Origin of the sequence: Streptomyces sp. NPDC051940, assembly GCF_040680895.1 — a bacterium.
Taxonomy (GTDB): domain Bacteria; phylum Actinomycetota; class Actinomycetes; order Streptomycetales; family Streptomycetaceae; genus Streptomyces.
In genome coordinates, this window is record NZ_JBFAXR010000010.1 from 76,647 (window position 1) to 101,041 (window position 24,395).

Here is a 24,395-nt window from a genome sequence, read left to right on the forward strand (position 1 = left end):
AGGGAATGTCGGGTCGCGGTTAGAGTAACCGAATGATCGGTCGGTTCAAGAGGGGCTGTGGATTGTGACGAGCGTCGCGAAGCGGGACACGTACACCCCCGAGTCCCTCCTCGCCGTGGCGGTGGAGGTGTTCATCGAACGCGGTTACGACGGCACGTCCATGGAGCACCTGTCCAAGGCGGCCGGCATCTCCAAATCGTCCATCTACCACCACGTACGCAGCAAGGAAGAGCTGCTGCACCGCGCGGTCAGCCGGGCCCTCGACGGACTTTTCGGCGTACTGGAGGACGAAGAGGCGCGCGAGGGGCGCGCGGTCGACCGTCTGGAGTACGTCACGCGTCGCAGCACCGAGGTGCTGATGGCCGATCTGCCGTACGTCACGCTGCTGCTGCGCGTACGGGGAAACACCGACACCGAGCGCTGGGCGATGGAGCGGCGGCGGGAGTTCGACCACCGGGTGGCGGAGCTGGTGCGGCTGGCCGCTGCGGACGGTGACATCCGGGACGACGTCGATCCGCGGCTGGCGACCCGGCTGCTCTTCGGAATGATCAACTCGGTGTCCGAGTGGTACCGCCCGGACGCCCGCGGCGCGCACCACGGCGCCGAAGTGGCGGACGCCGTGGTGCGGTTGGCGTTCGCGGGCCTGCGGACCGGCTGAGCCCAATCGTTGCCGGGAGTCGATCATTCCGCCGTTGACCCCCGTGGCCGCGGACCGGGACGATCCGGGGTCATGACGCGTACGCGGGTGGGTTCGGTGGCGGCGATGGTGTCCGTGTCCCTGCTGGTGCTGGCGGGGTGCGGCGACGGGGACTCGGGCGACGGCGGCAGCAAGGCCGCCGAGAGCTCGCCGCCGGCCGCGGCGCAGAGCTCCGGACCGAACGACTTCGCCTGTCTGGAGGGCGAGCAGCTCAAGGGCTCGACGACCTTCGAGCTCGCCGACGGCAGCCCGGTCGACGGCTACCTCACCGGCTCGGGCACGACCGGCATCGTCCTGGCCCACCAGTCCAACCTCGACGTGTGCTCGTGGGTCCCCGCCGCCGACGAACTGGCCAAGGACGGCTACCGGGTGCTGGCCGTCAACAGCAGCGCCAACGAGGTCGACGAGGCGGTCGCGGGAGCGAAGCTGCTGCGCGAGAAGGGCGCGACGAAGATCGTCCTGATGGGTGCGTCCAAGGGGGGTACGGGCTCCCTGGCCGCAGCCGCGGTCATCGACCCGCCGGTGTCCGCGGTGGTCTCGGTGTCCGGCCCCACGACGTACGGGGATGTCGACGCGCTCGCTGCCGCGCCGAAGCTGACGATGCCCGTGTATCTGATCGCGGGCAGCGCGGACGGGCGCTTCGCCGAGAACGCCAAGGAGCTCGACAAGGCGCTGAAGTCCGCCAAGGGCAAGAAGCTCGAGCTGGTCGACGCCGGCGAGCACGGCAACTTCCTGCTGGAGACCTACCCGGAGGTCTGGCAGCGGGTGAAGGCGTTCATCAAGCAGGCCACGGCCTGAGGACGGTTCGCGGGCTGCCCGGCCGGTGTGTGAGCCCGGCTCGGCTGCCCGGCCCGCGCGCACGCGCCGGCCGGGCAGCCCGTCCGTCAAAGATCCCGCAGCAGCACCCCGGGCTGCTCCACGCAGTCCGCCACGTACCGCAGGAAGCCGCCCGCCGTACCGCCGTCGCACACCCGGTGGTCGAAGGTGAACGACAGCTGTACGACCTGGCGCACCGCCAGCTCGCCCTCGTGCACCCACGGCTTCGGCACGATCCGGCCGACGCCGAGCATGGCCGCCTCGGGGTGGTTGATGATCGGCGTCGAACCGTCGACCCCGAACACGCCGTAGTTGTTCAGCGTGAACGTCCCGCCCGTCAGGTCCGCCGGCGACAGCGTGCCCGCGCGGGCGGAGTCGGTGAGCCTGCCCATCTCCGCCGTCAGCCGGGCCGCGCTCAGCGTGTGCGCGTCCCGGACGACGGGGACGACCAGCCCCCGCTCGGTCTGCGCCGCGAAGCCGAGGTGGACCGCGGGCAGCCGCACGATCTCCCGGGCGGCCAGGTCGACGGTGGCGTTCAGCTCGGGGTGGCGGGCGAGCGCCGCCGTGCAGATCCGGGCCAGCAGCCCGAGGACGGAGACCTTCGGGCCACCGGCGGCGTTCATGGCGCGGCGTACGGCCATGAACTCCGTGGCGTCCGCGTCCACCCACGTCGTGGCGTCCGGTATCTCGCGGCGGCTGCGCGACAGCTTCTCCGCGACCGCGCCGCGCACCCCGCGCAGCGGGATCCGCTCGGCCCCGGCGACGGGCGCCGCCGCCACGGCCACGGCCACGGGGGTATGGGCGGCCGCCACGGCCTTCTCGACATCGGCGCGCAGGATCAGCCCCTCGGGACCGGACCCCGGCACGGACGCCAGATCCAGCCCGTGCTCACGGGCCAGCCGGCGCACGAGCGGGGAGATGACCGCAACGGCGGCGGACGCCTCGGCCGGAGCAGCAGTCACGACGGCAGCCGCGGCCTTCACCGGCGCGGCAGCGGCGGCCTCGGCCGGCCGCCGCACCCGCCGTCGGCGCGCGGCACCGGACGCGCTGGTGCCGTAGCCGACCAGCACGTTCCCCGAGCCCTCGTCAGCGGCGTCGGCCGAGGACGCGGGAGCCGCCACGGACGAGGCCTGCGAAGCCCCCACCGCCACCGTCACCAGCGCGGCCCCGACGGGCACCTCCTCCCCCGGCTCCCCGAACCGGGCGGTGACCACACCCCCGTAGGGGCACGGCACCTCGACCATCGCCTTGGCCGTCTCGACCTCCACCACCGGCTGGTCGATGGCGACGACGTCGCCGACCTCCACCAGCCAGCGCACGATCTCGGCCTCGGTGAGTCCCTCACCGAGGTCGGGCAGGGCGAACTCGCGTACCTCCGCCATCACTCACCTCCGCCGGACACGTACTCCGACTCCCACTGCAGCCGCGCCACCGCGTCGAGGATCCGGTCCACGGACGGCAGGTGGTGCTTCTCCAGCATCGGCGGCGGATACGGGATGTCGAACCCGGCCACCCGCAGCACGGGTGCCTCCAGGTGGTGGAAGCACCGCTCCGTCACCCGCGCCGCTATCTCGCCGCCCGGACCGCCGAAGCCCGTCGACTCGTGCACCACGACCGCGCGGCCGGTGCGCCGTACCGACGCGGCGACCGTGGCGTCGTCGAAGGGCACCAGGGAGCGCAGGTCGACGACCTCCAGGTCCCAGCCCTCCGCCGTGGCCGCCTCGGCGGCCTCCAGGCACACGGGCACGGACGGCCCGTACGTGATGAGCGTCGCCGAGGTGCCGGGCCGCCGCACGACCGCCTGGCCGACGGGCGGCACGGTCTGCGGGGCGTCCAGCGCGAAGTCGGCCTTCGACCAGTACAGCCGCTTGGGCTCCAGGAACACCACCGGGTCGTCGCAGGCGATGGCCTCGCGCAGCATGCCGTACGCGTCGGCGACCGTGGCCGGGGTGTAGACGCGCAGGCCGGGGGTGGCCATGTAGTACGCCTCGGAGGAGTCGCTGTGGTGCTCGACGCCGCCGATGCCGCCGCCGTAGGGCACGCGGATCGTCAGGGGCAGCGGCATGGCGCCGCCGGTCCGGTTGCGCATCCGCGAGACATGGCTGATGAGCTGTTCGAACGCCGGGTAGGCGAAGGCGTCGAACTGCATCTCCACCACCGGCCGCAGCCCGTACATCGCCATCCCGACCGCCGTGCCGAGGATGCCGGCCTCGGCGAGCGGGGTGTCGGTGCAGCGGTCGTCGCCGAACTCGGCGGCGAGACCGTCGGTGATCCGGAAGACGCCGCCGAGCGTGCCGACGTCCTCTCCCATCATGTGCACCGTGGGGTCCTCGGCCATCGCGTCGCGCAGCGCGCGGTTGATGGCCTGGGCCATGGTGGTCTGCTTGGCCTTGGCGGCCTTGGTCCCGACTGCGGTGGCCATCAGTGCTCTCCCTCGGCGCCGGCCTGCAGCTCGGCCCTCAGCTGCAGCTCCTGCTCGCGCAACTGCGGGGTGGGTTCGGCGTACACATGGGTGAAGAGGTCCATCGGGTCCAGCTCCGCGTCTGCGTTCATCCGCTCGCGCAGCGCGGCGGCCATCTCCTCGGCGGCGGCGCGGGCGGCGTCGATGCCGTCCTCGTCCAGGATGCCGCGGTCCTTCAGCTCCCGCTCGAGCAGCGTGATCGGGTCGTGCGCCCGCCAGGTCTCGACCTCGCCGTCGGTGCGGTAGCGGGTGGCGTCGTCGGCGTTGGTGTGGGCGTCGACGCGGTAGGTGACGGCCTCGATCAGGGTCGGGCCGCCGCCGCTGCGGGCGCGCTCCATGGCCTGGCTCAGCACCTCGTGCATGGCGGCGACGTCGTTGCCGTCGACGAGGCGGGCCGGTATGCCGTAGCCGACACCCTTGTGGGCCAGCGACGGGGCCGCCGTCTGCTTGGCCAGGGGTACGGAGATGGCGAAGCCGTTGTTCTGTACGAGGAAGACGACCGGGGCCTGCCAGACGGCGGCGAAGTTCAGCGCCTCGTGGAAGTCGCCCTCGGAGGTGCCGCCGTCGCCGACCATGGCGAGCGCCACCACGTCGTCGCCCTTGAGCCGGGCGGCGTGGGCCAGGCCCACGGCGTGCGGGAGCTGGGTGGCCAGCGGGGTGGAGAGCGGGGCGACGCGGTGCTCGTGCGGGTCGTAGCCGCTGTGCCAGTCGCCGCGCAGCAGGGTGAGGGCCTGCACGGGGTCCAGGCCCCGGGCGACGGCGGCGAGGGTGTCGCGGTAGGAGGGGAAGAGCCAGTCCTGGTCCCGCAGCACCTTGGCGGCGGCGATCTCACTGGCCTCCTGGCCGGTGGTGGACGGGTAGACGGCGAGCCGGCCCTGCTTGGTCAGCGCGGTGGCCTGCTGGTTGTACCGGCGGCCGCGGACCAGCTCGGCGTACAGCTCCCGCATCAGCTCCGCGTCGAGCTTCGCCGCCGCCTCGGTGCCCAGCACCCGGTAGGGCTCGGGGTCCGGGAGCAGGGGCGCCGGATCCGTGCGCGGCCGCCAGGCCGGCGGGGGCACCGGCGGGGCCGTCTGCGTGGCACGGCCGGGCTGCTCGGTGACCGTCATGACTTCCACCTCCTTGTGGGGGCATGAACGTGGTGAGGACGTGGTGGTCCTCACCTACCGATTGTTCGGTTGAGCGGGCATTTTGGCTACGGGCGCCGATAGCCTGTGGACAAACGGTTCTGCACAGCCTGGAATGGAAGCATTGCGTCCAAGCAGGGGAGGCTGAGAGGGTGGCTGGCGAACAGATGGCCGACACGGCGCGGGACGCGGAGCAGGCGCGTCCCCTGGACGAGGTCGACCGGGCCATCATCCGCATCCTGCGGGCGGACGGCCGCGCCTCGGTGCGCTCGGTCGCGGAGCAGGTGCACGTCTCGCGCGCCAACGCGTACGCGCGGATCAACCGGCTGATCGAGGACGGGGTGATCCGCGGTTTCACCGCGCGGGTCGATCAGGAGCGGGCGGGGCAGGGCACCTCGGCGTACATCACGCTGAAGATCGTCCAGAACAGCTGGCGCGCGGTCCGCGAGCAGCTCGAACGCCTCCCCGGCGCCGCCCACATCGCCCTGGTCGGCGGCGACTTCGACGTACTGCTGCTGGTCCACACGGCGGACAACCGCGCCCTGCGCGATCTGGTGCTGACGAGGATCCAGGCCATACCGGAGGTCCTGTCGACGCGCACGCTGCTGGTCTTCGAGGAGACGGACCTGCAGGAGGCGTAAGCGGACGGGCGGGCCGCGCGCCGGTCAATCGGCGCGAGCCCGCCCGGTGTTCAGCCCTGAGCCCCCTCGGCCCCCTCGGCGTCCGAAGCCCCTTCGGCGTCCGAAGCCCCCGCACCCCCCGCGGCCATGCCCGCCAGCTCCGCCTCCCGGCGCTCCACCCGGGCCAGCAGCTCCTCCGCGACCTCCTCGATCAGCCGGTCCGGATCGTCGGGCGCCATCAGCAGCATCTGGCCGATCGCCGACTCCTCCAGCTCCCTGGCCCTGATCGTGAGCAGCTCCTTGCGCGCCGCGAGCCACTCCAGCCGGGCGTACAGCTCCTCGGCGCGGGTGAGTTCGGGCAGCACGAGGGCGGGCCCGGCCTCCCACTCCTCGGTCAGCGCGCGCAGGGCGGCCTCGTCCCCGTTGGCGTACGCCTGGTTGACGCGGGTGATGAACTCCCCGCGCCGGTCGCGCTCATTGTCGTCCTGCGCGAGGTCCGGATGGGCCTTGCGGGCGAGTTCGCGGTACAGCCGGCGGCACTCCTCACTCGGCCGCACCCGCGGTGGTGTACGGGCCGACTGGCCGGTGAGCATCGCCGCCGCGTCCGGGACGACGCCCTCGTCCGTCACCCAGCCGTTGAACAGCTCCTCCACGTTCGGCATCGGCATCACCTGGGCGCGCAGCTCCCGCGCCTTGTCCAGGTCCGCCGGATCGCCGGTCTTCGCCGCCACCGCCTCGGCGATCAGCGCGTCGAGCTCGTCCAGCCGGCTGTACACCGGGCCCAGCCGCTGGTGGTGCAGGCGGGAGAAGTTGTCCACCTCGATCTGGAAGGTCTCCACCGCGATCTCGTACTCGATCAGGGCGTCCTCCGCCGCGCGCACGGCCCGCTCCAGCCGCGCCACGCCCTCGCTGTCCCCGCTGCTGCTCGCATCTGTCGACGTCACGGGGTCAGGGTAGGCCAAGGGCCGCGGACGGTACGTCCGCGGCCCTTGGATTCGTGCTCGCTACGGGTGCAGGTCCCGGCTTACGGAGGCGTGACGAAGACCGTCACCGTCTCTCCCGGCCGCATCTCGCTGCCGGCCGGCGGGTTGCTGCCCTGGATGATCCAGTCCTCGCCGGGCTGCTGGCCGTTGATGAGGCTCTGCGCCTGGAGGCCCAGTCCGAGCTGCTGCAGCGCGGCGCGGGCGGCGGCCACGGTCTGCGTCTTGAGCTCCGGCACCTGGACCCTCTGGTCCTTCTTGGCGGCGACGAAGATCGTGATCTGCCGCTCCTTCTTGACCTCCTGCAGGGCGGCCGGGTCGGTGCGGGTGACGGTCCCCTCGGGCTGCTCGTTGCTCTGCTCCTCGGCCCGGGTGATGTTGGTGAAGCCCTTGTCCCGCAGCGTCTGCTCGGCCTGGTCGGGGTTCATCCCCTTCACGTCGGGGATCGCCACCGTCTCCGGCTCCGCCGCCACCGTCAGCGTCACCGTCTTGCCCGGCTCCAGCTTCCGGTCGCCCTTCGGGTCCTGCGAGATGACCTTGCCCGGCTCGACCTCGTTGGAGGGCTTGTCCTCCCGCTTCACCTCGAAGCCGGCCTCCTCGAGCGCGTCCTTCGCGTCGTCGTAGTCGTCACCGACGACGTCCGGCACCTCGACCTTGGCGACGGACGTGCACAGCACGACCGTCATCGTGTCGCCGTCCTCGACGGGCGCCTTCGCCGTCGGGGTCTGCTCCAGGACCAGGTTCTTCTTGGCGAGCTCGCAGGACTTGCCCGCGCCCTCCTTGAACACCAGACCCGCGTTGGTGACCTGCTGCTCCGCATCGGCCTTGGTCAGGCCCACCACGCTCGGCGCTTCCTTCGACGTGTTCGGCTTCTGGTCGAAGACCGCCTGGCCGATGAAGATCGCGCCGACCAGCACCAGGATGCCCGCGAGCACCAGCAGCACCGTCGAGGTGGAGCCGTTGCGCCGCTGCGGCTGCTGGCGGCGGCGCGAGGGCGGGCCGTCGTCGTAACCCATGCCGCCGTCGTCGTCCCGCATGGGCGGCAGCATCGAGGTGTGCTGGCCGTAGCCCTGCTGCGGGGTGATCGCCGCCGTCGGGGCGTCGCCGTAGCCGTAGCCGCCGGCCGCGCCCATCGCGGCCGTGGCCGCGACCGGCTGGCCGTCGAGGCACGCCTCGATGTCGGCGCGCATCTCGTCGGCGGACTGGTAGCGGTAGTCGGGGTCCTTGGTCAGCGCCTTGAGGACGATCGCGTCCATCGCCGGCGTGATCTCGGGGTCGTACACCGACGGCGACTGCGGCTCCTCGCGCACGTGCTGGTACGCGACGGCCACCGGGGAGTCGCCGACGAACGGAGGCCGGTTGGTGAGCAGTTCGTACAGCAGGCAGCCCGTGGAGTACAGGTCGGAGCGGGCGTCCACCTGCTCGCCCTTGGCCTGCTCCGGGGAGAGGTACTGGGCGGTGCCGATGACGGCGGCGGTCTGGGTCATCGTCATACCCGAGTCGCCCATCGCCCGCGCGATGCCGAAGTCCATCACCTTGACCTGGCCGGTGCGCGTCAGCATGACGTTCGCCGGCTTGATGTCGCGGTGGACGATCTGGCTGCGGTGCGAGTACTCCAGCGCCTGCAGGATGCCGACGCACATCTCCATCGCCCGCTCGGGCAGCAGCCGCCGCCCGGAGTGAAGAAGCTCACGCAGGGTGGAGCCGTCGACGTACTCCATCACGATGTACGGGATGGAGACGCCGTCGATGTAGTCCTCGCCGGTGTCGTACACGGCGACGATCGCCGGATGGTTCAGCGAGGCCGCCGACTGCGCCTCACGGCGGAACCGGGCCTGGAACGACGGGTCGCGGGCCAGGTCCGCGCGCAGCGTCTTGACGGCGACGGTACGGCCCAGCCGGGTGTCGTGGGCAAGGTAGACCTCGGCCATGCCGCCGCGGCCGAGCACCTGGCCCAGCTCGTACCGGCCGCCTAGGCGACGCGGCTCATCCATAGCTCTCTCCAGCCCTCTGACTGTGCTCGGCCCGCCACGGGCCGGTGGGATCGTCGACTTGTGCTGCTCGGCATACCGTACCGGGCAAGCGTGTCGCCACCGGACCGGGTGGGACAGCTGATATCCGACCGGTATCGGACGCTCCGGGTGCCGCGAAACGGCGCTCTGCCATACCCGTCACCCACCGCTACTTGCCGACCACGGCCTGCATCACGGCCTTGGCGATCGGACCGGCGATGCCCGAACCGGAGATCTGCTCGCGGTCCGCGCTGCCGTCCTCCACCACGACCGCGACGGCGACGTCCTTGCCGTTGTCACCCTTGGCGTAGGTGATCATCCAGGCGTACGGCAGGGCCTCGTTCTTCGCGCCGTGCTGGGCGGTACCGGTCTTGCCGCCCACGGTGGCGTTGTCCATCTGGACCGGGGCGCCGGTGCCCTCGCGGACCACGGTCTCCATGCCCTGCTGGAGCTTCTTGGCGTTCTCCTCGGAGACCGCCTGGCTCAGCTCCTCCGGGTCGGCCTTCTCGATGGTGTCGAGGTCGGGGGCGCGCAGCTCGTCGACCAGGTACGGCTTCATCAGCTTGCCGTCGTTGGCGACCGCGGCGGCCACCATGGCCATCTGCAGCGGGGTGGCCCGCACCGAGGACTGGCCGATGCCGCCCATGGCGTTCTGCGGGCGGTCCATCTCCGGGAAGACGCTCTTCGCGGACCGGATCGGCACGAACTGCTCGGCGTTGAACCCGAACTTCTCGGCCTGCTCGATCATCTTCTCGTTGCCGACCTCGTCGGAGACCTTGGCGAAGACGGTGTTGCAGGACCACTGCAGCCCGACCTCCATCGACACGTCGTCGCACTTGCCCGGGATCGGGTTCGGGATGGTGTCGGAGGACAGCGGCAGCTTGTAGCGCTCGGGGTCGGAGCCGGTCTTCTGGTCGATGTCGTACTTGCCGTTCTCCAGCGCCGCCGCGGCGGTGACGACCTTGAACGTCGAGCCGGGCGGGTAGGTCTCGCGCAGCGCCCGGTTGAGCATGGGCTTGTTCTTGTCGCTGTTGAGCTTCGTCCACGCCTCGGAGTCGCTCTGCGAGTTCCCGGCGAAGGACGACGGGTCGTACGACGGAGTGCTGACCAGCGCCAGGATCGCCCCGGTCTCCGGGTCGATGGCGACGGCCGCGCCCTTCTTGCCCTTCAGCCCCTCGTACGCGGCCTTCTGCGCGGCGGCGTTGATCGTCGTGACGACGTCGCCGCCCTCCTTCTCCTCGCCGGTGATCATGTCGATCGTGCGGTTGAAGAAGAGCCGGTCGTCGGTGCCGGTGAGGATGCCGTCGTTGATCGACTCCAGCTGCGAGGCGCCGAACGCCTGCGAGGAGTACCCGGTGACCGGCGCCCACAGGGGGCCGTCCTTCCAGGTCCGCTTGTACTTGAAGTCGCTGCCGGTCGTCTCCGCGTGCCCGGTGACGGCCTTGCCGCCGACGATGATGTCGCCGCGCGGGACGGAGTAGCGCTCGATGGCGACGCGGCGGTTGTCCTCGTGCGTGCCGAGTTCGTCGGCCTCGACGAACTGCAGCCAGTTGACGCGGATCAGCAGGGCCACCATCAGCAGACCGGTGAAGATCGCCACACGGCGCAGGGGCTTGTTCACGAGCGGACCACCTGTGTCATCTCGGCATCGGGGTTCGGGGCCGGGGCAGGGGCCGGTCTGCGGGCGGTGTCGCTGATCCGGAGGAGGATCGCGACCAGTGCCCAGTTGGCGATGACGGACGAGCCACCCTGCGCGAGGAACGGCATCGTCATACCCGTCAGCGGAATGAGTGCGGTGACACCGCCGGCCACCACGAAGACCTGCAGCGCGAACGCGCCGGACAGGCCCACGGCCAGCAGCTTGCCGAAGGGGTCGCGGGCGGCCAGCGCGGTGCGGATACCGCGCTGCACCAGCAGGCCGTACAGGATGATGATGGCCATGAAGCCGGTCAGGCCCAGCTCCTCGCCGACGGTCGCGAGGATGTAGTCGGACTTCGGCGCGATACCGCCGATGAGCCGGGAGTAGCCCTGGCCGAGGCCCGAGCCGAGCATGCCGCCCGAGCCGATGGAGTACAGCGCCTGGGCGGTCTCCGTCACACCCATGCCGCCCTGACCGTCGGGCACCCGGGCCAGCGGGTCCAGCCAGCGGTCGACGCGCAGGCCCACGTGGTCGTTGAAGGAGGCCACCGTCACCGCGCCCAGCGCGGACAGCAGCAGACCGAAGATGATCCAGCTGGTCCGCTCGGTCGCGACGTACAGCATGATCACGAACAGGCCGAAGAGCAGCAGCGACGATCCGAGGTCGGTCTCGAAGACCAGGATCATCAGGCTCAGACCCCAGATCATCAGGATCGGCCCGAGGTCGCGCCCGCGCGGCAGGTAGACGCCCATGAAGCGGCGGCTGGCCAGGGCCAGCGCGTCCCGCTTCACCATCAGATAGCCGGCGAAGAAGATCGCGATGACGATCTTGGCGAACTCACCCGGCTGCAGCGAGCCGACGCCGGGGATGGAGATCCAGATCCGCGCGCCGTTCACGTTCCGGCCGATGCCCGGGACCATCGGCAGCAGGAGCAGCACCAGCGCCGCCATCATCGAGATGTACGTGTAGCGCTGCAGGATCCGGTGGTCCTTCAGCAGCACCAGCACACCGACGAAGAGCCCGATGCCCACCGTCGACCACAGCAGCTGCCCGGGCGCCATCGCGCCGCCCAGCTGCGCGGTGGTGATGGACGGCTCCTGGTCCAGGCGCCAGATCAGCACCAGGCCGAGGCCGTTGAGGAGGGTGGCGATCGGCAGCAGCAGCGGGTCCGCGTACGGGGCGAACTTGCGCACCGCGAGATGCGCGACGGCTGCCAGACAGCCCAGGCCCAGGGTGTACCCCAGGGCGCCGGCCGGGACGGATCCGTCCTTGGCCAGGCCGACGTTGATATAGGCGAACACCGGGATCAGCACGGCGAAGACGAGCATCGCCAGCTCGGTGTTGCGGCGGCTCGGCGCCCCCGCGACCCCGATGGTGGACGTGGTGTGACTTGGACTGCTCATGACTGCTTCTCAGGCCCCCACAACTACTTCGTACAGTTCTCGGCGAGCAGCTGCTGCGCCGCGGAGAGGGCGGGGCCGTTCTTCCCCTCCGCTGCTTGCTTCGCCTCGCAGGCGTCGGCCTGCTTCTGCAGGCCGGCGGTCGTCTCCCGGGCGTCGGCCAGGTCGTCCGCCGGGATGGTCTTCTCGACCTTCTTCTGCTGGTAGTCCGGCAGGTACTTGAGTTCGATACCGGTGTCCTCGGCGACGTCCGAGAGCGAGATCCAGGCCAGCTTCTGCTCGATACCCCGGTAGATGGCCACGCGGTCGTTGTCGGTTCCCACGTAGTACTGGTCCTGCGTCCACTCGTACGCCTTGTAGCCGCCGTAACCCAGCCCGCCCAGCACGATCGCCAGCAGCAGGAACCGCTTCAGCCAGCGGAACCGGGGCGGCGCCTTGACGAAGTCCTCGTCGTTGAACGCCAGCCCGTACGCGTCCGCCCCGTCCTCGTCGGGCGGGCCGAAGCCCCCCGCCTGCGGCGGCGCGGGGCGGCCGAGGCCGGCCGCGCGGCCGGCGGGGGTCTGCATGGTGGCCGGGCCGCCGAACTGCTGCTGGTTCTCGGCGACCGCGCCGACGACGACCGGGGTGTCGTTGAGCTGGCCGGCCAGGGTGTCGTTGTCGTCGACGTCGAGGACGTCGGCGACGATCACGGTGATGTTGTCCGGGCCGCCGCCGCGCAGCGCGAGCTGGATCAGCTCCTGCACCGTCTCGTACGGGCCCTGGTAGCTGGCGAGGGTGTCCTCGAGGGTCTCGTGGCTGACGACGCCGGAGAGCCCGTCGGAGCAGATGAGATAACGGTCACCCGCCCGCACCTCGCGGATGGAGAGGTCCGGCTCCACATGGTCGCCGGTGCCGAGCCCGCGCATCAGCAGCGAGCGCTGCGGGTGCGTGGTGGCCTCCTCCTCGGTGATCCGGCCCTCGTCGACCAGGCGCTGCACCCAGGTGTGGTCCTGGGTGATCTGCGTGAGCCGGCCGTCGCGGAGCAGGTACGCGCGGGAGTCGCCGACGTGCACGAGCCCGAGGCGCTGGCCGGTCCACAGCAGGGCCGTCAGCGTCGTACCCATGCCCTCCAGGCGCGGGTCCTCCTCGACCATGTCGCGCAGCCGGTCGTTCGCGCGGCGCACGGCGTCGCCGAGGGAGGTGAGGATGTCGGAGCCGGGGATGTCCTCGTCGAGGTCGACGATGGTGGAGATCACCTCGGAGGAGGCGACCTCGCCGGCCGCCTGGCCGCCCATGCCGTCGGCGATCGCCAGCAGACGGGGACCGGCGTAGCCGGAGTCCTCGTTGTGCTCGCGGATCATGCCCTCGTGCGAGCCGGCCGCAAAGCGCAGGGAAAGGCTCATGCGCACCTCGCCCGTCGGCTCCGGGTACATCCGCATGGTGCCCACCCTCCGGTCATGGTCGGTGTTACTTCCGCAGCTCGATGACGGTCTTGCCGATACGGATCGGCGCGCCCAGCGGAATCGGTGTCGGCGTGGTCAGCCGGGTCCGGTCGAGATACGTGCCGTTGGTGGAGCCGAGGTCCTCGACGATCCACCGCCCGTCACGGTCCGGGTAGATCCTGGCATGCCGGGAGGAGGCGTAGTCGTCGTCCAGCACGATTGTCGAATCGTGTGCCCGCCCCAGGGTGATGGTCTGCCCCTGCAGGCTGACGGTCGTACCCGTGAGCGAGCCCTCGGAGACGACGAGCTTGGTCGGGGCGCCACGGCCGGCCCGGCGGTTGTTGTTGGCGGCGGCGCGGCCGCGGTCCTGGCGCGGGGGCTGCGGCTGGCGCTCCGCCTGCGGGCGCGTGGCCGCGCGCTGGGTCACCCGGGTGCCGAAGAGGTCACTGCGGATGACCTGGACGGCCACGATCACGAACAGCCACAGTACGGCGAGGAAACCCAACCGCATGACCGTGAGGGTCAGCTCTGACATTGCCCCCGCTTCACCCTTCGGCTTGCCGGAAAATGATGGTGGTCGAGCCCACGACGATGCGTGAGCCGTCGCGGAGCGTAGCGCGCAGGGTGTGCTGCCCGTCCACCACGATCCCGTTCGTCGACCCCAGATCCTGCACCGTCGCCGGGCTCACGTCGACCCTGATCTCGCAATGACGCCGGGAAACCCCCGGGTCGTCGATGCGGACGTCGGCCTCGGTGGAGCGGCCCAGGACGAGTGAGTTGCGGGAGATCTGGTGGCGTACGCCGTTGATCTCCACCCAGCGGCGCTGCTGGCCGGCCGGCGCACGGGGCGGCGCCGGAGGCATCGGCGGGGCGTCGTAGCCCGGGTACCCGCCGCCCACGCCGCCGACGCCGCGCGGGGCGGCGGCCGCGGGGGCGCTGCTGGGACGGCGCGGCGGCGACTGCTGCTGCTGGTGCTGCGACTGGCTGGAGGCCAGGGTGCGGCTGCGCACCCGGTACAGGCCGGTGTCGAGGTCGTCGGCCTTCTCCAGGTGCACCTTTATCGGGCCCATGAAGCTGTAGCGCTGCTGGGTGGCGTAGTCGCGCACCATGCCGGCGAGCTCCTCGCCGAGCTGTCCGGAGTACGGGGCGAGCCGCTCGTAGTCGGGAGCGGAGAGCTCCACGATGAAGTCGTTGGGGACGACGGTCCGCTCGCGGTTCCAGATCGTGGCGTTGTTGTCGCACTCGCGCTGGAGGGCGCCGGCGATCTCGACCGGCTGCACCTCCGACTTGAACACCTTCGCGAAGGTGCCGTTCACGAGCCCTTCCAGCCGCTGCTCGAAGCGCTTCAGTACACCCACCGGGCACCTCCCTTCGTCATGGCCCCCCGGGGGCCGTCCGCCCCCGGATCTCGAACGTTCATCTATTACTGGCTACTGATCGTATCCACGCACGGGGGAATCAGCTGGTTCCGGTTCCCGCCGCTCACAGCGGTGTCATCTCTCTCACACCGCCCGCCCCCGCACCTGATGCTCCCACCAGATGGTACGGGCGCCCACAACCAGTGTCCCGTACCCGAGGACCCCGGCGGCACAAGGACAGCGGATCGCCGGCACCCGCTCCCGTACGCCGCTAGCCGGGTACCCCCGGGCGGGCTCTCCGAGCCCTCGCGGGCCGCCGTCGGGGCGAGCACCGGCCGCCGTCGGGGCGAGCACTGGCCGCCGTCGGACCCGTAGCGCCCGCGTCGGAGCCCTCTGCCGCCTGCCCGCGGCCCCCGCCCGTAAACGGATGTGATTCCACCCTGGGCAGCGTGCTAATCTTCTGGATGTCGGAAGGCGCACGGCCCACAAGGCCGGTCGGCGGACGGCACACCCAATGCGCGGGTGGCGGAATAGGCAGACGCGCTGGATTCAGGTTCCAGTGCCCGAAAGGGCGTGGGGGTTCAACTCCCCCCTCGCGCACAAAGAAGCACCGACGGAAGGTGCCTCGTCACGGTGACGGAAGTCGCTGGGCGGGGCGCCTTTCTTGGTTTTCTGGATCTTCGCTCCGGGGACTACGGCTCGACCGCGGGGAGAGCGTCGCGCAGCTCTGCGGGGAAGGTGGGGTCGTCCCGCCAGACGGCGACGGCCGTCACAAGTGCGGACCATGAGGTCTGAGCTGCGCTTGAAGTCTTGTCGGGCTCTTCGAGGACCTGCTGCGAGAGCTGCCGGACCACGCCGTAGAGGGCCTGGACCACTTCGATGACGCGCGCCATGTCGGACCCGGGCGGGTGCGGGGGTTCGCCGTTGAGCGAGAGCGTCATGGCGCTGACCTGGTAGAGATGGCCGTCGACGAAGTCCCGGAGGGCGATGACCTGGTCTCGGGTGGGCGGCTCAGTCATGACTGGAAGCCTATGACTGCGTCTGGGTCGAGGGCGCTGTCACGCCGGGGCGAGATGGCCGGTGGGGGTCCAGGTGCCGGGCGGTTTGACGGGTCTGCGGCGGGTGGGGCGTCTGCGGGGTGGCTGGTCGGGACTGGGGAGGGTGTCGAGCCAGCGGCTGATCTTGCGACGGTTGGTGTGGGCGAGCTGGAAGGCCAGGAGGAAGGTCTGGGCGGCGATGCCGCGGATGCGGCGGCTGGGCTGTTCGATCGCTTCGTAGAGGGGGTCTTTGGCGTAGCCGTTGAAGTGCTCGACGCTGTTGCGGAGCCGGAAGTAGACGCGTTGCCAGTCTTCGCTGCCGTAGGGCAGGGCCTGGTGGTGTTGGGCGCCGGCCTGGGCGGGGATGGTGATGGTCTGCTGGGTGCAGATCTTGGCGGGTCCGGTGGGGCTGGGTGCAGGGTCGGCAACGGGAATGTGAGGGCCTCGGCCGAGGCTGTCCTTCTTGATCGGGCACTGGAGGTGTCCGGCGGCGGCGGGGCAGGACAGGCGCTGGCGGCCATCGGGGGCGGGGTGCTGTTTCGGGACCAGCTGGAAAGCGGTTCGCGCGACGATGCGGGCGATCCAGGTTTCTTGGTCGATGGTGTCGTCATGGAGATCACGGGTGGCGGTGATCAACACCTGAGGGGTGGCGGGGCAGTGCCAGGTCCCCTCTATCTGTAGCGCTCCTTGTGATCCTGCCTGGATGCCGAGTTGATCGTGGCGGTAGTCGAAGACCAGGTGGTAGCCGAGGCGGCGGGCGGGGAGTTGGAAGTCTGCGGGGGTGGTGTTGTTGTAGGCGCGATCGGCGGCCAGGAATCCGGCCGGGTGGCCGCGTTCGTGCAGGTCGGTCAGGACGCGGGTGGCGTTGGGGCCGGGGGCGTGGCCGGGTTTGTCCAGGGTGAAGCCGACCACGACGGCCGGCGGGGTGTGCGGGTCGCTGGCCCGGTCCGGGCCGGGAGTGCCGTCGCGGGCGGGGTTGCGGGCGATGGCCAGGGTGGCGTCGTAGCCGAACATCGCCTTCACCGGCCGATCGCGTTTCTTCGCTTTTCCTTCCTTTCCCGGCTTTCCGGTGCCGGTGACCGGCTGTAGGTCGGGGTCGCGATGGTCGCCGGTGCGGACGTACCAACCTGCGTCGGGGTCCGTGGCCAGGTCGGGACCGGTGGTGCGCAGACCGCGGGCGTAGGTGCGGATCGGGGTGGCATCCAGGGCGAGCGAGCCGTCCCAGTTCCGGTGCAGGTGCGGGGCGAGGTCGGCGAGGGAGGCGTCGATGACGGCGTTGGTGGTGGTCAGGAGCAGGCCGGCGCGCTCATCGAGTACGGGTCTCCGGCTGGCGGCCAGGAGCTGGGCGGCGCGGGTCTTGTCCAAGCGGTGGTTCTTGGGCAGCGGTGAGGGGTCCATGGTGTCGATGAGCCGGTGGAACAGGCGGCGGACGACGGCGTAGGAGGCTTCGAAGCCGTGGGCGGTGTCGGGCCGTTCGGGGATGAGGAACCGCTCGCGCAGCTGAGGCGGGATGGCCCACTGCAAGATCGCCGTGGTGCGGTCCAGCAGGACCTTGCCGTGTCGGTTGGTGCACAGCTGCATGCCGGCGAACAGTCCCTCGACGCTCAGGAGCCGGGGCCGTCCCAGGGGGTGGTGCACCAGTGCGGTCAGGGTGTCCAGGACGGCCTGGTCGCAGACTTCATCCAGGGCGCGCAGTACGTCGGCGGTGGCGATGCGGGCCTCGGCGCCGGCCGGGTGGGGGTGGCGCATCAGTCGCCGCGCAGGAGTTCGGCCGCCCGTGGGGCGGGGATCGGGGTGAGGTGGGGCAGCAGCCGGGACAGGCCGTGCAGGGTGTCGACGCCCGAGCCGGCCAGGATGACAGGCAGTGGAAGGCCTGCGTTGATCAGGCCGACCAGCCAGGTGGCGCGGGCTCGGCCCATGACCAGCGGCGGGCAGGCAGGGTCGGTTTGGGTGCGGGCCAGGAAGTTGGTCACGGTGTTCTTCGCCCGGGCGTGGGCGTTCGGGCGAAACAGCCACGATGCCGCGCCGCTGTGCTCGGCCTCCTGGGCGGCGCGGGCCAGAACCGTTTCCCAGGGACGGCGGCAGACCACCAGCCGGGCGCGGCGGCCGCGTACCGAAACAGCCGTCGTGCCGGTCGACGCGATGCGGATGTCGTGCGCGCGTAGCGGCACGATCTCCGGCGAGTCCAGTCCGCAACCGAGTCCCAAGGCGAGCAGCGTCTGACAGCCGTGCCGCAACTGGGCGGTGGCCTGGCCGGAGGCCCACGACCACAGCGCACTCTGCTCCACCGAGGTGTAGGGGTGCGACGCGGTGGAGGAGGACAGCTTCACCGGCGGTCCGCCGGCCAGCTCCGGGCCGAGCACCGCATCGCGCAGCTTCAGCAGCCGCGAGCGGTAGTTGCCGCGACTGGCCGGGCCCACCGTCGGGCAGCCGACGGCGATGAACCGTTCGATCACCGCGCGGGACAGCCACACCTCGGCGGTGGCCGGCAGGCCTTGGCCGTCGGCGAACACCGCGAGCTTGGCGAGCGGCCCGAGCAACTCCCGGGCGGTGTAGGTCACCTGTGGGTCGGCGTCCTTGACGATGGAGCGGACCAGCGGGGCAAGGCGCGGCCAGGCCGCCGGCACGGGATGGGGGGTGTAGTGGTCGATGTAACGGGAGATGACGGACCGCCACTGGTAGACACCGGCCGGAAGGCTGCTAATCAATTCGCACGCTAGCTCATTAGCACCCTTCGGTGGGGCCGAAGTCGAACTTCTCGGTGCGCGAGACTGGGCGGCATGCCCGGAGACTCCTCGCGCACCCTCGCCCCGCGCGCCTTCGCCCGTACCGGCGTCTGGCCGAACGCGGCCCTGGCCGAGCACCACGGCGCGGCGGTCGCGCAGGCCCTGGCCCGCCGCCTGGCCGAAGCCATGGCCGCCCGCCAGCTCAGCGCGAAGCGTCTCGCCCTGGACGCGGGCGTCAACCGGCAGACCATCGCCAACGTCCTGGCCGGCTCCACCTGGCCGGACCTGCTGACCATCGCCAGCCTCGAACTCGCCCTCGACGCCGACCTGTGGCCCGGCCGACGTCCCTGACCCCGGGCGCCTGAACTGCGATCTCGACATTCTCGTCGCCCCCTGAATCGGGGCAGGCAGCCGGAATCCCGCATCGCAGCCCGCGCGACAAGTCACGCCGGTAAGGTGGGCCACGACACAGGAAAACCAGCCCTGCAAGGTCCTGGAAATCCCTGGTCAACGGTCGCCACCGGACCCTATATCCGGTGGCGGCCACCCGGCCGCGACAACTGACAGGAAACCACGGCCGGAAAGCCTGATCCGCTAGAACTGCCCCCTTTCCACCCCGGGAAGGGCGTGGTAGGTCCGCTCGTTATTGTCGATCTGCTTGGCGATCACGCCATCCCGGGCATACTCGTCCAGGCTGGTCCGCAGGCTCTTGACGTTGCTGATGCCAAGCAGTTCGGCTATCTCGTCCAGCCGCCACCGCTTCTCCGGCCGCTGCCCGAGCAGACGCTCCACTTGGGCCTTTCGCGGCAGCTCGGCGCCGATGTCCGTCATCCCGCCCTCGGCGTCGTGCCCTTCCAGGTCGTCGTCGTCCAGGCCGTCACCGTCCTCCGGTCCGGCCGATGCGGTGCGAGGCCGGGGAATGCCGTGCTCGGTCAGGTAGTCCAAGTCCGCCTTGCACGTCTGCAGCCGTTTCCCGATCCGCAGCCGATCCCGGATCGCACGCATTTCCCGGCGAACCTCCTCCAATTTCTCTTCCTGTTCCGCCACATACTTGTCCGGGTCGGCCTTCGCGGCCTCCCACGCGGGTAACTCCTCAGTCATGGCGGCACGGTAGCGGAGAGGAAACCTTGATCGTGCCAATACGTGCAATCGCCGGGAAAGAATCAGGTGAGGCACGGAAGGAAATCGCGGAAATGGAAAGGAAATCGTTCACCGCCAGGCATTTCCGTTTCCAGAACAGAAACGCCGGCGCCGATGGAAAGGATCACGGCTCGCGCAGAAGCCACCGTTGCCCCGATCGTTTCAAGCGCACCAGTATTGAGTGGAACCCCCGCACCTCAACACGGCAGAGTGGGTGGCGTGAGCGAACTGTGGCCGTACTCCCTGACCTGGGCCGACGTAGATCCGAGCCGCCATCCGTTCGACCTGGACGAACACGCGGCCCATCGACTGGCGGTGCTTGTCGTCCCCTTGCTGCCCGATGCCTCGACCATCGACGACGTCAGTTGGCCACTCACTGCGGTCACCGAGTTCCTCGTCCAGCGGTATGGGCAGTGGGCCTGCGGGTGGAACTGGTCGATCGGCGAGGGTGATCTCGACGGAGGAGTCGTCGGCGCCTGGTGCTGCGCAGCTCACACCGTCACCACCCCGGAAGCGACCGCACCACTCGTCGTCGAAGCGCTGCGCGAATGGCGCAGTTGGCTCGACGAACTGCGGCAGCGGTTCATCGACCTGGCCCCACCCACCGATGTTCCAGTAGCGTCTGTGGATCCCTGGCACTGGGAGAGAGCCTGCACTCGCCTGGTCACCATGGTCGCCGACCGCACCGAGGCAGAAAGCGGCTGGTACGGGCACTGCATGCAAGTGCTGCACTGGTTCCTGGCATCCCACGGCATCTCCGAGGAGCGGGCGGAACAGATCGTCGAGAAGGCCGTCGGCGGCCGCTTCGACAGCTGGATGGCACCCGACGCGACCGTGGTCGACGAGGTGAGCACCCGATTCGCCCAAGCCATCAGCCAGAACCCGTGACCGCGCCGCTCCCGGACGCCCTGGCCGTCTGGCTGGGCATTCGAGGGACCCTCTCATGGCCCCGCTGGCCTGGCTGCCCCCGATCCCCGAGCGCACCCACCCTCGATGGCTTCCACCACTTCTTCCTGACCACCCGCGGCGGCCGGGACCCCGAGGGCACCGCACGCGTCAGAGCCGCACTCGAGAAGGTCCAAACCGACGCCGCACGAGGCACCGAGTTGAGCCTGTCGCTTGTCCAGGGCTGGCAGCAGATCGTCCTGAACGACAGTGCCGTCGGATTCCGCGCCCTGCCGGCGTTCGCCAAGGGAGGCCGCGAACGCTACGGGCTCAACCCGCACACCCGGTTCCGCTTCGAGGAATGCCTCGCCGAGACTACCCAGCCGGGGCTCCCACTCCCATCACGCGCCGCCCGCGCCTACCTCGATGTCCTGTTCTTCCACCCTTTCGGAGACGGCGTCGCCCGCGCAGCCATGCTGGTGCTGGCGTTCGTCCTGGCCAGTGAAGGCGTCACACTCAGCCAGGTGCATCCGCTGCAGGCAACACGGTGGGCGGACGACGCCGAAGGTGCGGTCGACCTGGCGATCCTGCTGGGAATTCTGATCACCGAATCCCAGCGCCGGCTCACGGTGGGAAGCGATCACATTCAGCGCGGGAATCAGCGCCCATCTCCTCGGCGTACTCCCTGATCACCGACTTCCGTCGGTGCCCCACAAACGAAGGACCCCGGTTCGCCGGGGTCCTTCTGCGTTCCCCCGCGGGTGTGAGCGCGCGGTCACCGAGCGTGTCATCCCTCAGCGACCGGCTCTCCGACCCCCGCAGGTGACACCGGTCACGCCTCAGACCCCGTCCCGGCCACATCCGCTGCCGCTATCAACCGCACCACCGACGCGTCCAGCGTGACCGGGTGCAGCGCGTACACCTCCGCGCCCGGTGCGGGGCGGATGTCGCCGCGGTACAGGTAGGCCAGTTGCGCCCCTTCGGGATCCGCCGGGGCGTCCGCGTCCGGCCCGCCGATGCGGGCCGCGAAGGCGGCGGCGTCCTCGTCGGATCGGCGGCGGTATGTGGTGACCGAGCCGTCCGCGTGCCGCAGCGCGACAACGGCGGCCCGCGCCGCGGCCTGCCAGACCGCGAGCTCGCCCAGCCCCACCCGCGATCCGGACGCGAAGAGGTCGGTCAGCGCGCGGCCCAGCGACGCCAGACCCCCGGCATGCCGGTGTACGGCGTGGTGGTCGCCGGTCACGCCCTGCATGATGTCGAGCCAGCGCATCGTGCGCCCGGATACGTCGACGACGAGCGGCACCATGGCCCGGTTGCTCCCCGCCAGATCGAAGCGCTGCTCGACCGCACCCGGGTCGAAGGGCGCACCGGCGCCGTCGCCGCGCACCATGAACCCGGCGAAGGCGTCGGCGAGTTCCGTGAACGGCACGCTGTTGTACGAGTAGACCGCCGCAACCGCGTACCGCACCCCCCGCTGCTCCAGCGCGGCCAGGTCGAGGTCCACGAACTCGCTCGCCCCGTCCGGCGGCGGGGCGCTGGTGAGATCACCGGAGTGCACCGCGGCCGACGTGCCGAAGCGCAGATGGGTGTAGTCGCACGTGCCGATGTGCTCCCAGGAGGCGTTGAAGAACGCCAGCGACAGGTCGAGGTCGGTACGCCCCGACGCCTCGCTCTCCGTCCAGTGCAGGAACAGCCGCAGCCGGCGCCCCTCGGGCAGCGGGAGCTCGCTCCCGCGGGGCAGCGTCACCAGCGCCCGGGAAGCGGTGCGCTGCAGTGAGCGCGGCGGCACTGCGGGCGGCGAGGGCCTCGCGCAGCGGTGCGGACAGGAGATGACCCCGGTCGAGCAGGTCGGCCTCAAGCAGCGCGACCCCGTCCGTTTGCGGCTCCCCGCCGGGCGCCCCCGCGGGCGCGGGCAGGTAGACGGCACCACGCGGCTACCCGGGGCTGGTCGTGCTGCCGGCCGCCGTGTCGGCGGTGGTGGCGCTGCTGGCTCTGGGGACGCGGCCGGCACGACGAACCGGCACTGCAGCCATGACCGACCCCTTGTACTGGCTTGCGGCTAGAGGCCGATGACCACCAGGGCGGTGTCGTCGGTGGCGCCCGCGGCGGGCAGGAGGTCCAGCAGGAGCGCGTCGGCGAGGTCCTCCGAGCCCAGGTCTCGGTGGGCGGTGAGCGCTTGGCCCAGACGGGTCAGGCCGGTGTCGATGTCCTCGTGGCGTCGTTCGATCAGGCCGTCGGTGTACAGGACGAGTGTGTCGCCGTCGCCGAATCCGACCTGGGCCTGGGGACCGGCGACGTGTTCGGGGCGGGCGCCGAGCGGAGGGTCGGTGGCCTGGTCGAGGAAGACGACGGTGCCGTCGGTGTGCAGCAGCGCGGGCGGTGGGTGGCCGGCGCTGCTGTAGGTGAGCATGCGGGTGTCCCAGTCCACGTGCACGGACACCGCGGTGGTGGATTCCGCGCCCTCGACCGACCGGGCGTACAGGCCCAGCACCTCCAGGGCCCGGGCCGGCCCGGCCGAGACCCGGGAGGCGGCGCTCAGCGCGCTGCGCAGCTGGCCCATGACACCCGCGGCGGCAAGGCCGTGGCCCACGACGTCGCCGACCGCCACCGCCATCCGGTGGCCGGGGAGTTCGACCAGGTCGTACCAGTCGCCGCAGACGTTCAGCGTGCCGACGGCCGGCTGGTAGCGCACCGCGGCCCGGTGGTGGTCGGCCAGGCGCGGGGCGGGCAGCATGGCGTCCTGGAGTGCGAGGGCCACCTCGCGCTCGCGGGCGTGCGCCTGTCGCAGCCGCTCGTTGAGCTCCTGCAGTTCCCGCGACCGGGTGTACAGCTCCGCCTCCAGTACCCGTGCCCGGCCGCCTCCGGCCCGGCCGCGGGCCCGGATCAGCTCGGTGACCTCTTCCACCCGGTGCACCAGCAGCACCACGCGGCCGTCCGCGTCCATGACGGGGGCGTTGATCGGACTCCAGTAGCGCTCCTCCCACTGGTCGGGGCGCTCCAGCGACCGCACGTCGTAGCGCTGCAACGCCATGGTGTCGCGCTCGCCGGTGGCCAGGACGCGCTGCAGAGACGCGGCGAGGTTCCGGGCGCCGGTCGCTGCGGGGTCGTTCGGGTTGTCGGGGAAGACATCGAACAGATAGCGGCCGATCAGATCCTCGTGGGAGCGGCCGGAGTTGCGCAGGAAGTCCTCATTCACGTCCGCGTAGACCAGATCAGGCGTCAGCAGCGCCACCATGCCCGGCAGCCCCTGGAACACCGCCTGGTAGTCGATGCCCTGCCTGGTCATGCGCGTCTCCGTTCGTCGGATCACCCTCACGGTAGGCGGGCGACGGTGACGCCCGGGTGACGCGCGGCCAGGATCTCGGCCAGGTCACACACTCGGTCCAGGTACTTCCGGCCGCCGGGTGCGGCCATCGGACAGCGGATACGGTCACGGACCGGTGCCGGCGACGGCCGTAGCCGAGGGCCTCCTGGCGAGCATCCGGTCACCGAGCGGGAACCGCGTGCCTCCGGACCCCCGGGGTCACGCGCTGAGCGCGCTGGGTTTCGCGTGGGACGAGGGGCGTCAGCCGCAGGTCCGGTAGTCGTAGCCCGCCTTGCGCCACGCGCCGTCGCCGTCGATGAACTGGTAGTTGCCGTCGGCGTCCCGCTTCATGTTGAACATGGCGTACCGGCCGATGTAGTTCCCGGTCATGGTCGCCCCGGGGGCATCGCTTCCGGTCAGGTAGATCCCCATGCCCTCCGCGCCGTAGCCGGCCTCGCCCCACGTGGCCCGGCCGGCCGAGCCGTCCTCGGCGAGGCCCACCTCGTAGGCCTTGTTCCGGTACACCTGCCAGGCCTTGGTCGCCTTGTAGGTGTTGTCGCCGAAGACCCCGTCGACGCCGGAGGCGGGAAGGAAGCCGTCCGCCCACAGGACCTTCTGCCACAGGCACGTGGCGTTGGAGGACCGGTTGGTGTCCCGGTCGACGACGCCCTCGTTGTCCCAGTCGTCCACGGGCCAGTCGAGCCCGTAGACGTACGCGCGTCCGGTGTAGGTGCCGCTCGCCGCCGATCAGATTCCGCAGGGAGCATCACAGTCC

The 24,395-nt window shown here is 70.8% G+C and carries 23 protein-coding genes and 1 tRNA gene; 7 read left to right on the top strand and 17 right to left on the bottom strand.

Going from position 1 to position 24,395, the window contains the following annotated elements; all coding sequences use genetic code 11:
* Positions 1 to 64: 64 nt before the first annotated feature.
* Both AB0M28_RS06960 and AB0M28_RS06965 read left to right on the top strand, forming a co-directional pair.
* Positions 65 to 658 (top strand): TetR/AcrR family transcriptional regulator, encoded by a 594-nt coding sequence (locus AB0M28_RS06960; RefSeq protein ID WP_365398967.1) that lies wholly within the window; start codon positions 65 to 67, stop codon positions 656 to 658.
* Between the two features lie 72 nt (positions 659 to 730).
* On the top strand, positions 731 to 1,495 hold the full coding sequence (locus AB0M28_RS06965) for a dienelactone hydrolase family protein (protein ID WP_365398970.1): 765 nt from the start codon (positions 731 to 733) through the stop codon (positions 1,493 to 1,495).
* A gap of 86 nt (positions 1,496 to 1,581) precedes the next feature.
* Here AB0M28_RS06965 and AB0M28_RS06970 read toward each other — a convergent pair whose 3' ends face one another.
* The 3 genes from AB0M28_RS06970 to pdhA are packed head-to-tail and all read right to left on the bottom strand — an operon-like array spanning position 1,582 to position 5,080.
* Positions 1,582 to 2,895 (bottom strand): dihydrolipoamide acetyltransferase family protein, encoded by a 1,314-nt coding sequence (locus AB0M28_RS06970; protein ID WP_365398973.1) that lies wholly within the window; start codon positions 2,893 to 2,895, stop codon positions 1,582 to 1,584.
* Complete coding sequence (locus AB0M28_RS06975; protein WP_365398975.1) at positions 2,895 to 3,935, bottom strand: alpha-ketoacid dehydrogenase subunit beta; 1,041 nt, start codon at positions 3,933 to 3,935, stop codon at positions 2,895 to 2,897. The genes AB0M28_RS06970 and AB0M28_RS06975 overlap by 1 nt, the downstream gene beginning before the upstream one ends.
* Complete coding sequence (gene pdhA / locus AB0M28_RS06980; protein WP_365398978.1) at positions 3,935 to 5,080, bottom strand: pyruvate dehydrogenase (acetyl-transferring) E1 component subunit alpha; 1,146 nt, start codon at positions 5,078 to 5,080, stop codon at positions 3,935 to 3,937. The genes AB0M28_RS06975 and pdhA overlap by 1 nt, the downstream gene beginning before the upstream one ends.
* Positions 5,081 to 5,265: 185 nt before the next feature.
* Here pdhA and AB0M28_RS06985 point away from each other — a divergent pair, with 185 nt between their 5' ends.
* Entirely contained in the window at positions 5,266 to 5,739 is a 474-nt protein-coding gene (locus AB0M28_RS06985) for an Lrp/AsnC family transcriptional regulator (protein WP_365399093.1), read from the top strand.
* Between the two features lie 50 nt (positions 5,740 to 5,789).
* Here the strand turns inward: AB0M28_RS06985 and AB0M28_RS06990 are convergent, their stop codons facing one another.
* The 7 genes from AB0M28_RS06990 to AB0M28_RS07020 form a co-directional block, all read right to left on the bottom strand.
* Entirely contained in the window at positions 5,790 to 6,662 is an 873-nt protein-coding gene (locus tag AB0M28_RS06990) for a J domain-containing protein (RefSeq protein WP_365398981.1), read from the bottom strand.
* 80 nt (positions 6,663 to 6,742) lie between these two features.
* Positions 6,743 to 8,692, bottom strand: coding sequence for a Stk1 family PASTA domain-containing Ser/Thr kinase (gene pknB / locus AB0M28_RS06995; protein WP_365398984.1), 1,950 nt, complete (start codon positions 8,690 to 8,692; stop codon positions 6,743 to 6,745).
* A 187-nt stretch (positions 8,693 to 8,879) separates the two neighbouring features.
* Positions 8,880 to 10,331 carry a penicillin-binding transpeptidase domain-containing protein gene (locus AB0M28_RS07000; protein WP_365398987.1) on the bottom strand — a complete coding sequence of 484 codons (1,452 nt, stop codon included), beginning with the start codon at positions 10,329 to 10,331 and terminating at the stop codon, positions 8,880 to 8,882.
* Positions 10,328 to 11,752 (bottom strand): FtsW/RodA/SpoVE family cell cycle protein, encoded by a 1,425-nt coding sequence (locus AB0M28_RS07005; protein WP_365398990.1) that lies wholly within the window; start codon positions 11,750 to 11,752, stop codon positions 10,328 to 10,330. The genes AB0M28_RS07000 and AB0M28_RS07005 overlap by 4 nt, the downstream gene beginning before the upstream one ends.
* A gap of 23 nt (positions 11,753 to 11,775) precedes the next feature.
* Positions 11,776 to 13,167: a Stp1/IreP family PP2C-type Ser/Thr phosphatase gene (locus tag AB0M28_RS07010; RefSeq protein ID WP_365398993.1), complete on the bottom strand. Its 1,392-nt coding sequence runs from the start codon at positions 13,165 to 13,167 to the stop codon at positions 11,776 to 11,778.
* Between the two features lie 28 nt (positions 13,168 to 13,195).
* The gene (locus AB0M28_RS07015; protein ID WP_365398996.1) at positions 13,196 to 13,705 is read right to left on the bottom strand and encodes an FHA domain-containing protein; all 510 of its coding nucleotides are present in this window, start codon (positions 13,703 to 13,705) and stop codon (positions 13,196 to 13,198) included.
* 10 nt (positions 13,706 to 13,715) lie between these two features.
* Positions 13,716 to 14,528, bottom strand: coding sequence for a DUF3662 and FHA domain-containing protein (locus tag AB0M28_RS07020; protein WP_365398999.1), 813 nt, complete (start codon positions 14,526 to 14,528; stop codon positions 13,716 to 13,718).
* A gap of 516 nt (positions 14,529 to 15,044) precedes the next feature.
* Here AB0M28_RS07020 and AB0M28_RS07025 point away from each other — a divergent pair.
* Positions 15,045 to 15,128, top strand: a tRNA-Leu gene (locus tag AB0M28_RS07025).
* 92 nt (positions 15,129 to 15,220) lie between these two features.
* On the opposite strand, the gene AB0M28_RS07030 is transcribed toward AB0M28_RS07025, so the two are convergent.
* From AB0M28_RS07030 to AB0M28_RS07040, 3 genes are read right to left on the bottom strand one after another with little or no spacing between them, the layout of a single operon-like run.
* Positions 15,221 to 15,547: a hypothetical protein gene (locus tag AB0M28_RS07030; protein ID WP_365399002.1), complete on the bottom strand. Its 327-nt coding sequence runs from the start codon at positions 15,545 to 15,547 to the stop codon at positions 15,221 to 15,223.
* Between the two features lie 39 nt (positions 15,548 to 15,586).
* Positions 15,587 to 17,314, bottom strand: a complete 1,728-nt coding sequence (locus tag AB0M28_RS07035) for a hypothetical protein (protein WP_365399005.1) — start codon at positions 17,312 to 17,314, stop codon at positions 15,587 to 15,589.
* Positions 17,314 to 18,192: a hypothetical protein gene (locus tag AB0M28_RS07040; RefSeq protein WP_365399008.1), complete on the bottom strand. Its 879-nt coding sequence runs from the start codon at positions 18,190 to 18,192 to the stop codon at positions 17,314 to 17,316. Before AB0M28_RS07040 ends, AB0M28_RS07035 begins: the two co-directional genes overlap by 1 nt.
* A gap of 153 nt (positions 18,193 to 18,345) precedes the next feature.
* Here AB0M28_RS07040 and AB0M28_RS07045 point away from each other — a divergent pair, with 153 nt between their 5' ends.
* Positions 18,346 to 18,642, top strand: coding sequence for a helix-turn-helix transcriptional regulator (locus AB0M28_RS07045; RefSeq protein WP_365399011.1), 297 nt, complete (start codon positions 18,346 to 18,348; stop codon positions 18,640 to 18,642).
* A gap of 243 nt (positions 18,643 to 18,885) precedes the next feature.
* Here the strand turns inward: AB0M28_RS07045 and AB0M28_RS07050 are convergent, their stop codons facing one another.
* Positions 18,886 to 19,392 carry a hypothetical protein gene (locus AB0M28_RS07050; protein ID WP_365399014.1) on the bottom strand — a complete coding sequence of 169 codons (507 nt, stop codon included), beginning with the start codon at positions 19,390 to 19,392 and terminating at the stop codon, positions 18,886 to 18,888.
* A gap of 258 nt (positions 19,393 to 19,650) precedes the next feature.
* Between AB0M28_RS07050 and AB0M28_RS07055 the strand changes: the two genes are divergently transcribed.
* Positions 19,651 to 20,319, top strand: a complete 669-nt coding sequence (locus tag AB0M28_RS07055) for a hypothetical protein (RefSeq protein ID WP_365399017.1) — start codon at positions 19,651 to 19,653, stop codon at positions 20,317 to 20,319.
* Positions 20,316 to 21,005, top strand: a complete 690-nt coding sequence (locus AB0M28_RS07060) for a hypothetical protein (protein WP_365399020.1) — start codon at positions 20,316 to 20,318, stop codon at positions 21,003 to 21,005. Before AB0M28_RS07055 ends, AB0M28_RS07060 begins: the two co-directional genes overlap by 4 nt.
* A gap of 143 nt (positions 21,006 to 21,148) precedes the next feature.
* Here AB0M28_RS07060 and AB0M28_RS07065 read toward each other — a convergent pair whose 3' ends face one another.
* The 3 genes from AB0M28_RS07065 to AB0M28_RS07075 form a co-directional block, all read right to left on the bottom strand.
* Positions 21,149 to 22,063, bottom strand: coding sequence for a TerD family protein (locus tag AB0M28_RS07065; protein WP_365399023.1), 915 nt, complete (start codon positions 22,061 to 22,063; stop codon positions 21,149 to 21,151).
* A gap of 312 nt (positions 22,064 to 22,375) precedes the next feature.
* Positions 22,376 to 23,602, bottom strand: coding sequence for a SpoIIE family protein phosphatase (locus tag AB0M28_RS07070; protein WP_365399025.1), 1,227 nt, complete (start codon positions 23,600 to 23,602; stop codon positions 22,376 to 22,378).
* A gap of 279 nt (positions 23,603 to 23,881) precedes the next feature.
* Positions 23,882 to 24,310 carry a peptidoglycan-binding protein gene (locus AB0M28_RS07075; protein WP_365399028.1) on the bottom strand — a complete coding sequence of 143 codons (429 nt, stop codon included), beginning with the start codon at positions 24,308 to 24,310 and terminating at the stop codon, positions 23,882 to 23,884.
* Positions 24,311 to 24,395 lie beyond the last annotated feature (85 nt).

Coding starts and splice junctions, on each gene's coding strand:
- AB0M28_RS06965 (WP_365398970.1), top strand. CDS start 731: ATGACGCGTACGCGGGTGGGTTCGGTGGCGGCGATGGTGTCCGTGTCC.
- AB0M28_RS06970 (WP_365398973.1), bottom strand. CDS start 2,895: ATGGCGGAGGTACGCGAGTTCGCCCTGCCCGACCTCGGTGAGGGACTC.
- AB0M28_RS06975 (WP_365398975.1), bottom strand. CDS start 3,935: ATGGCCACCGCAGTCGGGACCAAGGCCGCCAAGGCCAAGCAGACCACC.
- pdhA (WP_365398978.1), bottom strand. CDS start 5,080: ATGACGGTCACCGAGCAGCCCGGCCGTGCCACGCAGACGGCCCCGCCG.
- AB0M28_RS06985 (WP_365399093.1), top strand. CDS start 5,266: ATGGCCGACACGGCGCGGGACGCGGAGCAGGCGCGTCCCCTGGACGAG.
- pknB (WP_365398984.1), bottom strand. CDS start 8,692: ATGGATGAGCCGCGTCGCCTAGGCGGCCGGTACGAGCTGGGCCAGGTG.
- AB0M28_RS07005 (WP_365398990.1), bottom strand. CDS start 11,752: ATGAGCAGTCCAAGTCACACCACGTCCACCATCGGGGTCGCGGGGGCG.
- AB0M28_RS07010 (WP_365398993.1), bottom strand. CDS start 13,167: ATGCGGATGTACCCGGAGCCGACGGGCGAGGTGCGCATGAGCCTTTCC.
- AB0M28_RS07015 (WP_365398996.1), bottom strand. CDS start 13,705: ATGTCAGAGCTGACCCTCACGGTCATGCGGTTGGGTTTCCTCGCCGTA.
- AB0M28_RS07030 (WP_365399002.1), bottom strand. CDS start 15,547: ATGACTGAGCCGCCCACCCGAGACCAGGTCATCGCCCTCCGGGACTTC.
- AB0M28_RS07035 (WP_365399005.1), bottom strand. CDS start 17,314: ATGCGCCACCCCCACCCGGCCGGCGCCGAGGCCCGCATCGCCACCGCC.
- AB0M28_RS07045 (WP_365399011.1), top strand. CDS start 18,346: ATGCCCGGAGACTCCTCGCGCACCCTCGCCCCGCGCGCCTTCGCCCGT.
- AB0M28_RS07050 (WP_365399014.1), bottom strand. CDS start 19,392: ATGACTGAGGAGTTACCCGCGTGGGAGGCCGCGAAGGCCGACCCGGAC.
- AB0M28_RS07070 (WP_365399025.1), bottom strand. CDS start 23,602: ATGACCAGGCAGGGCATCGACTACCAGGCGGTGTTCCAGGGGCTGCCG.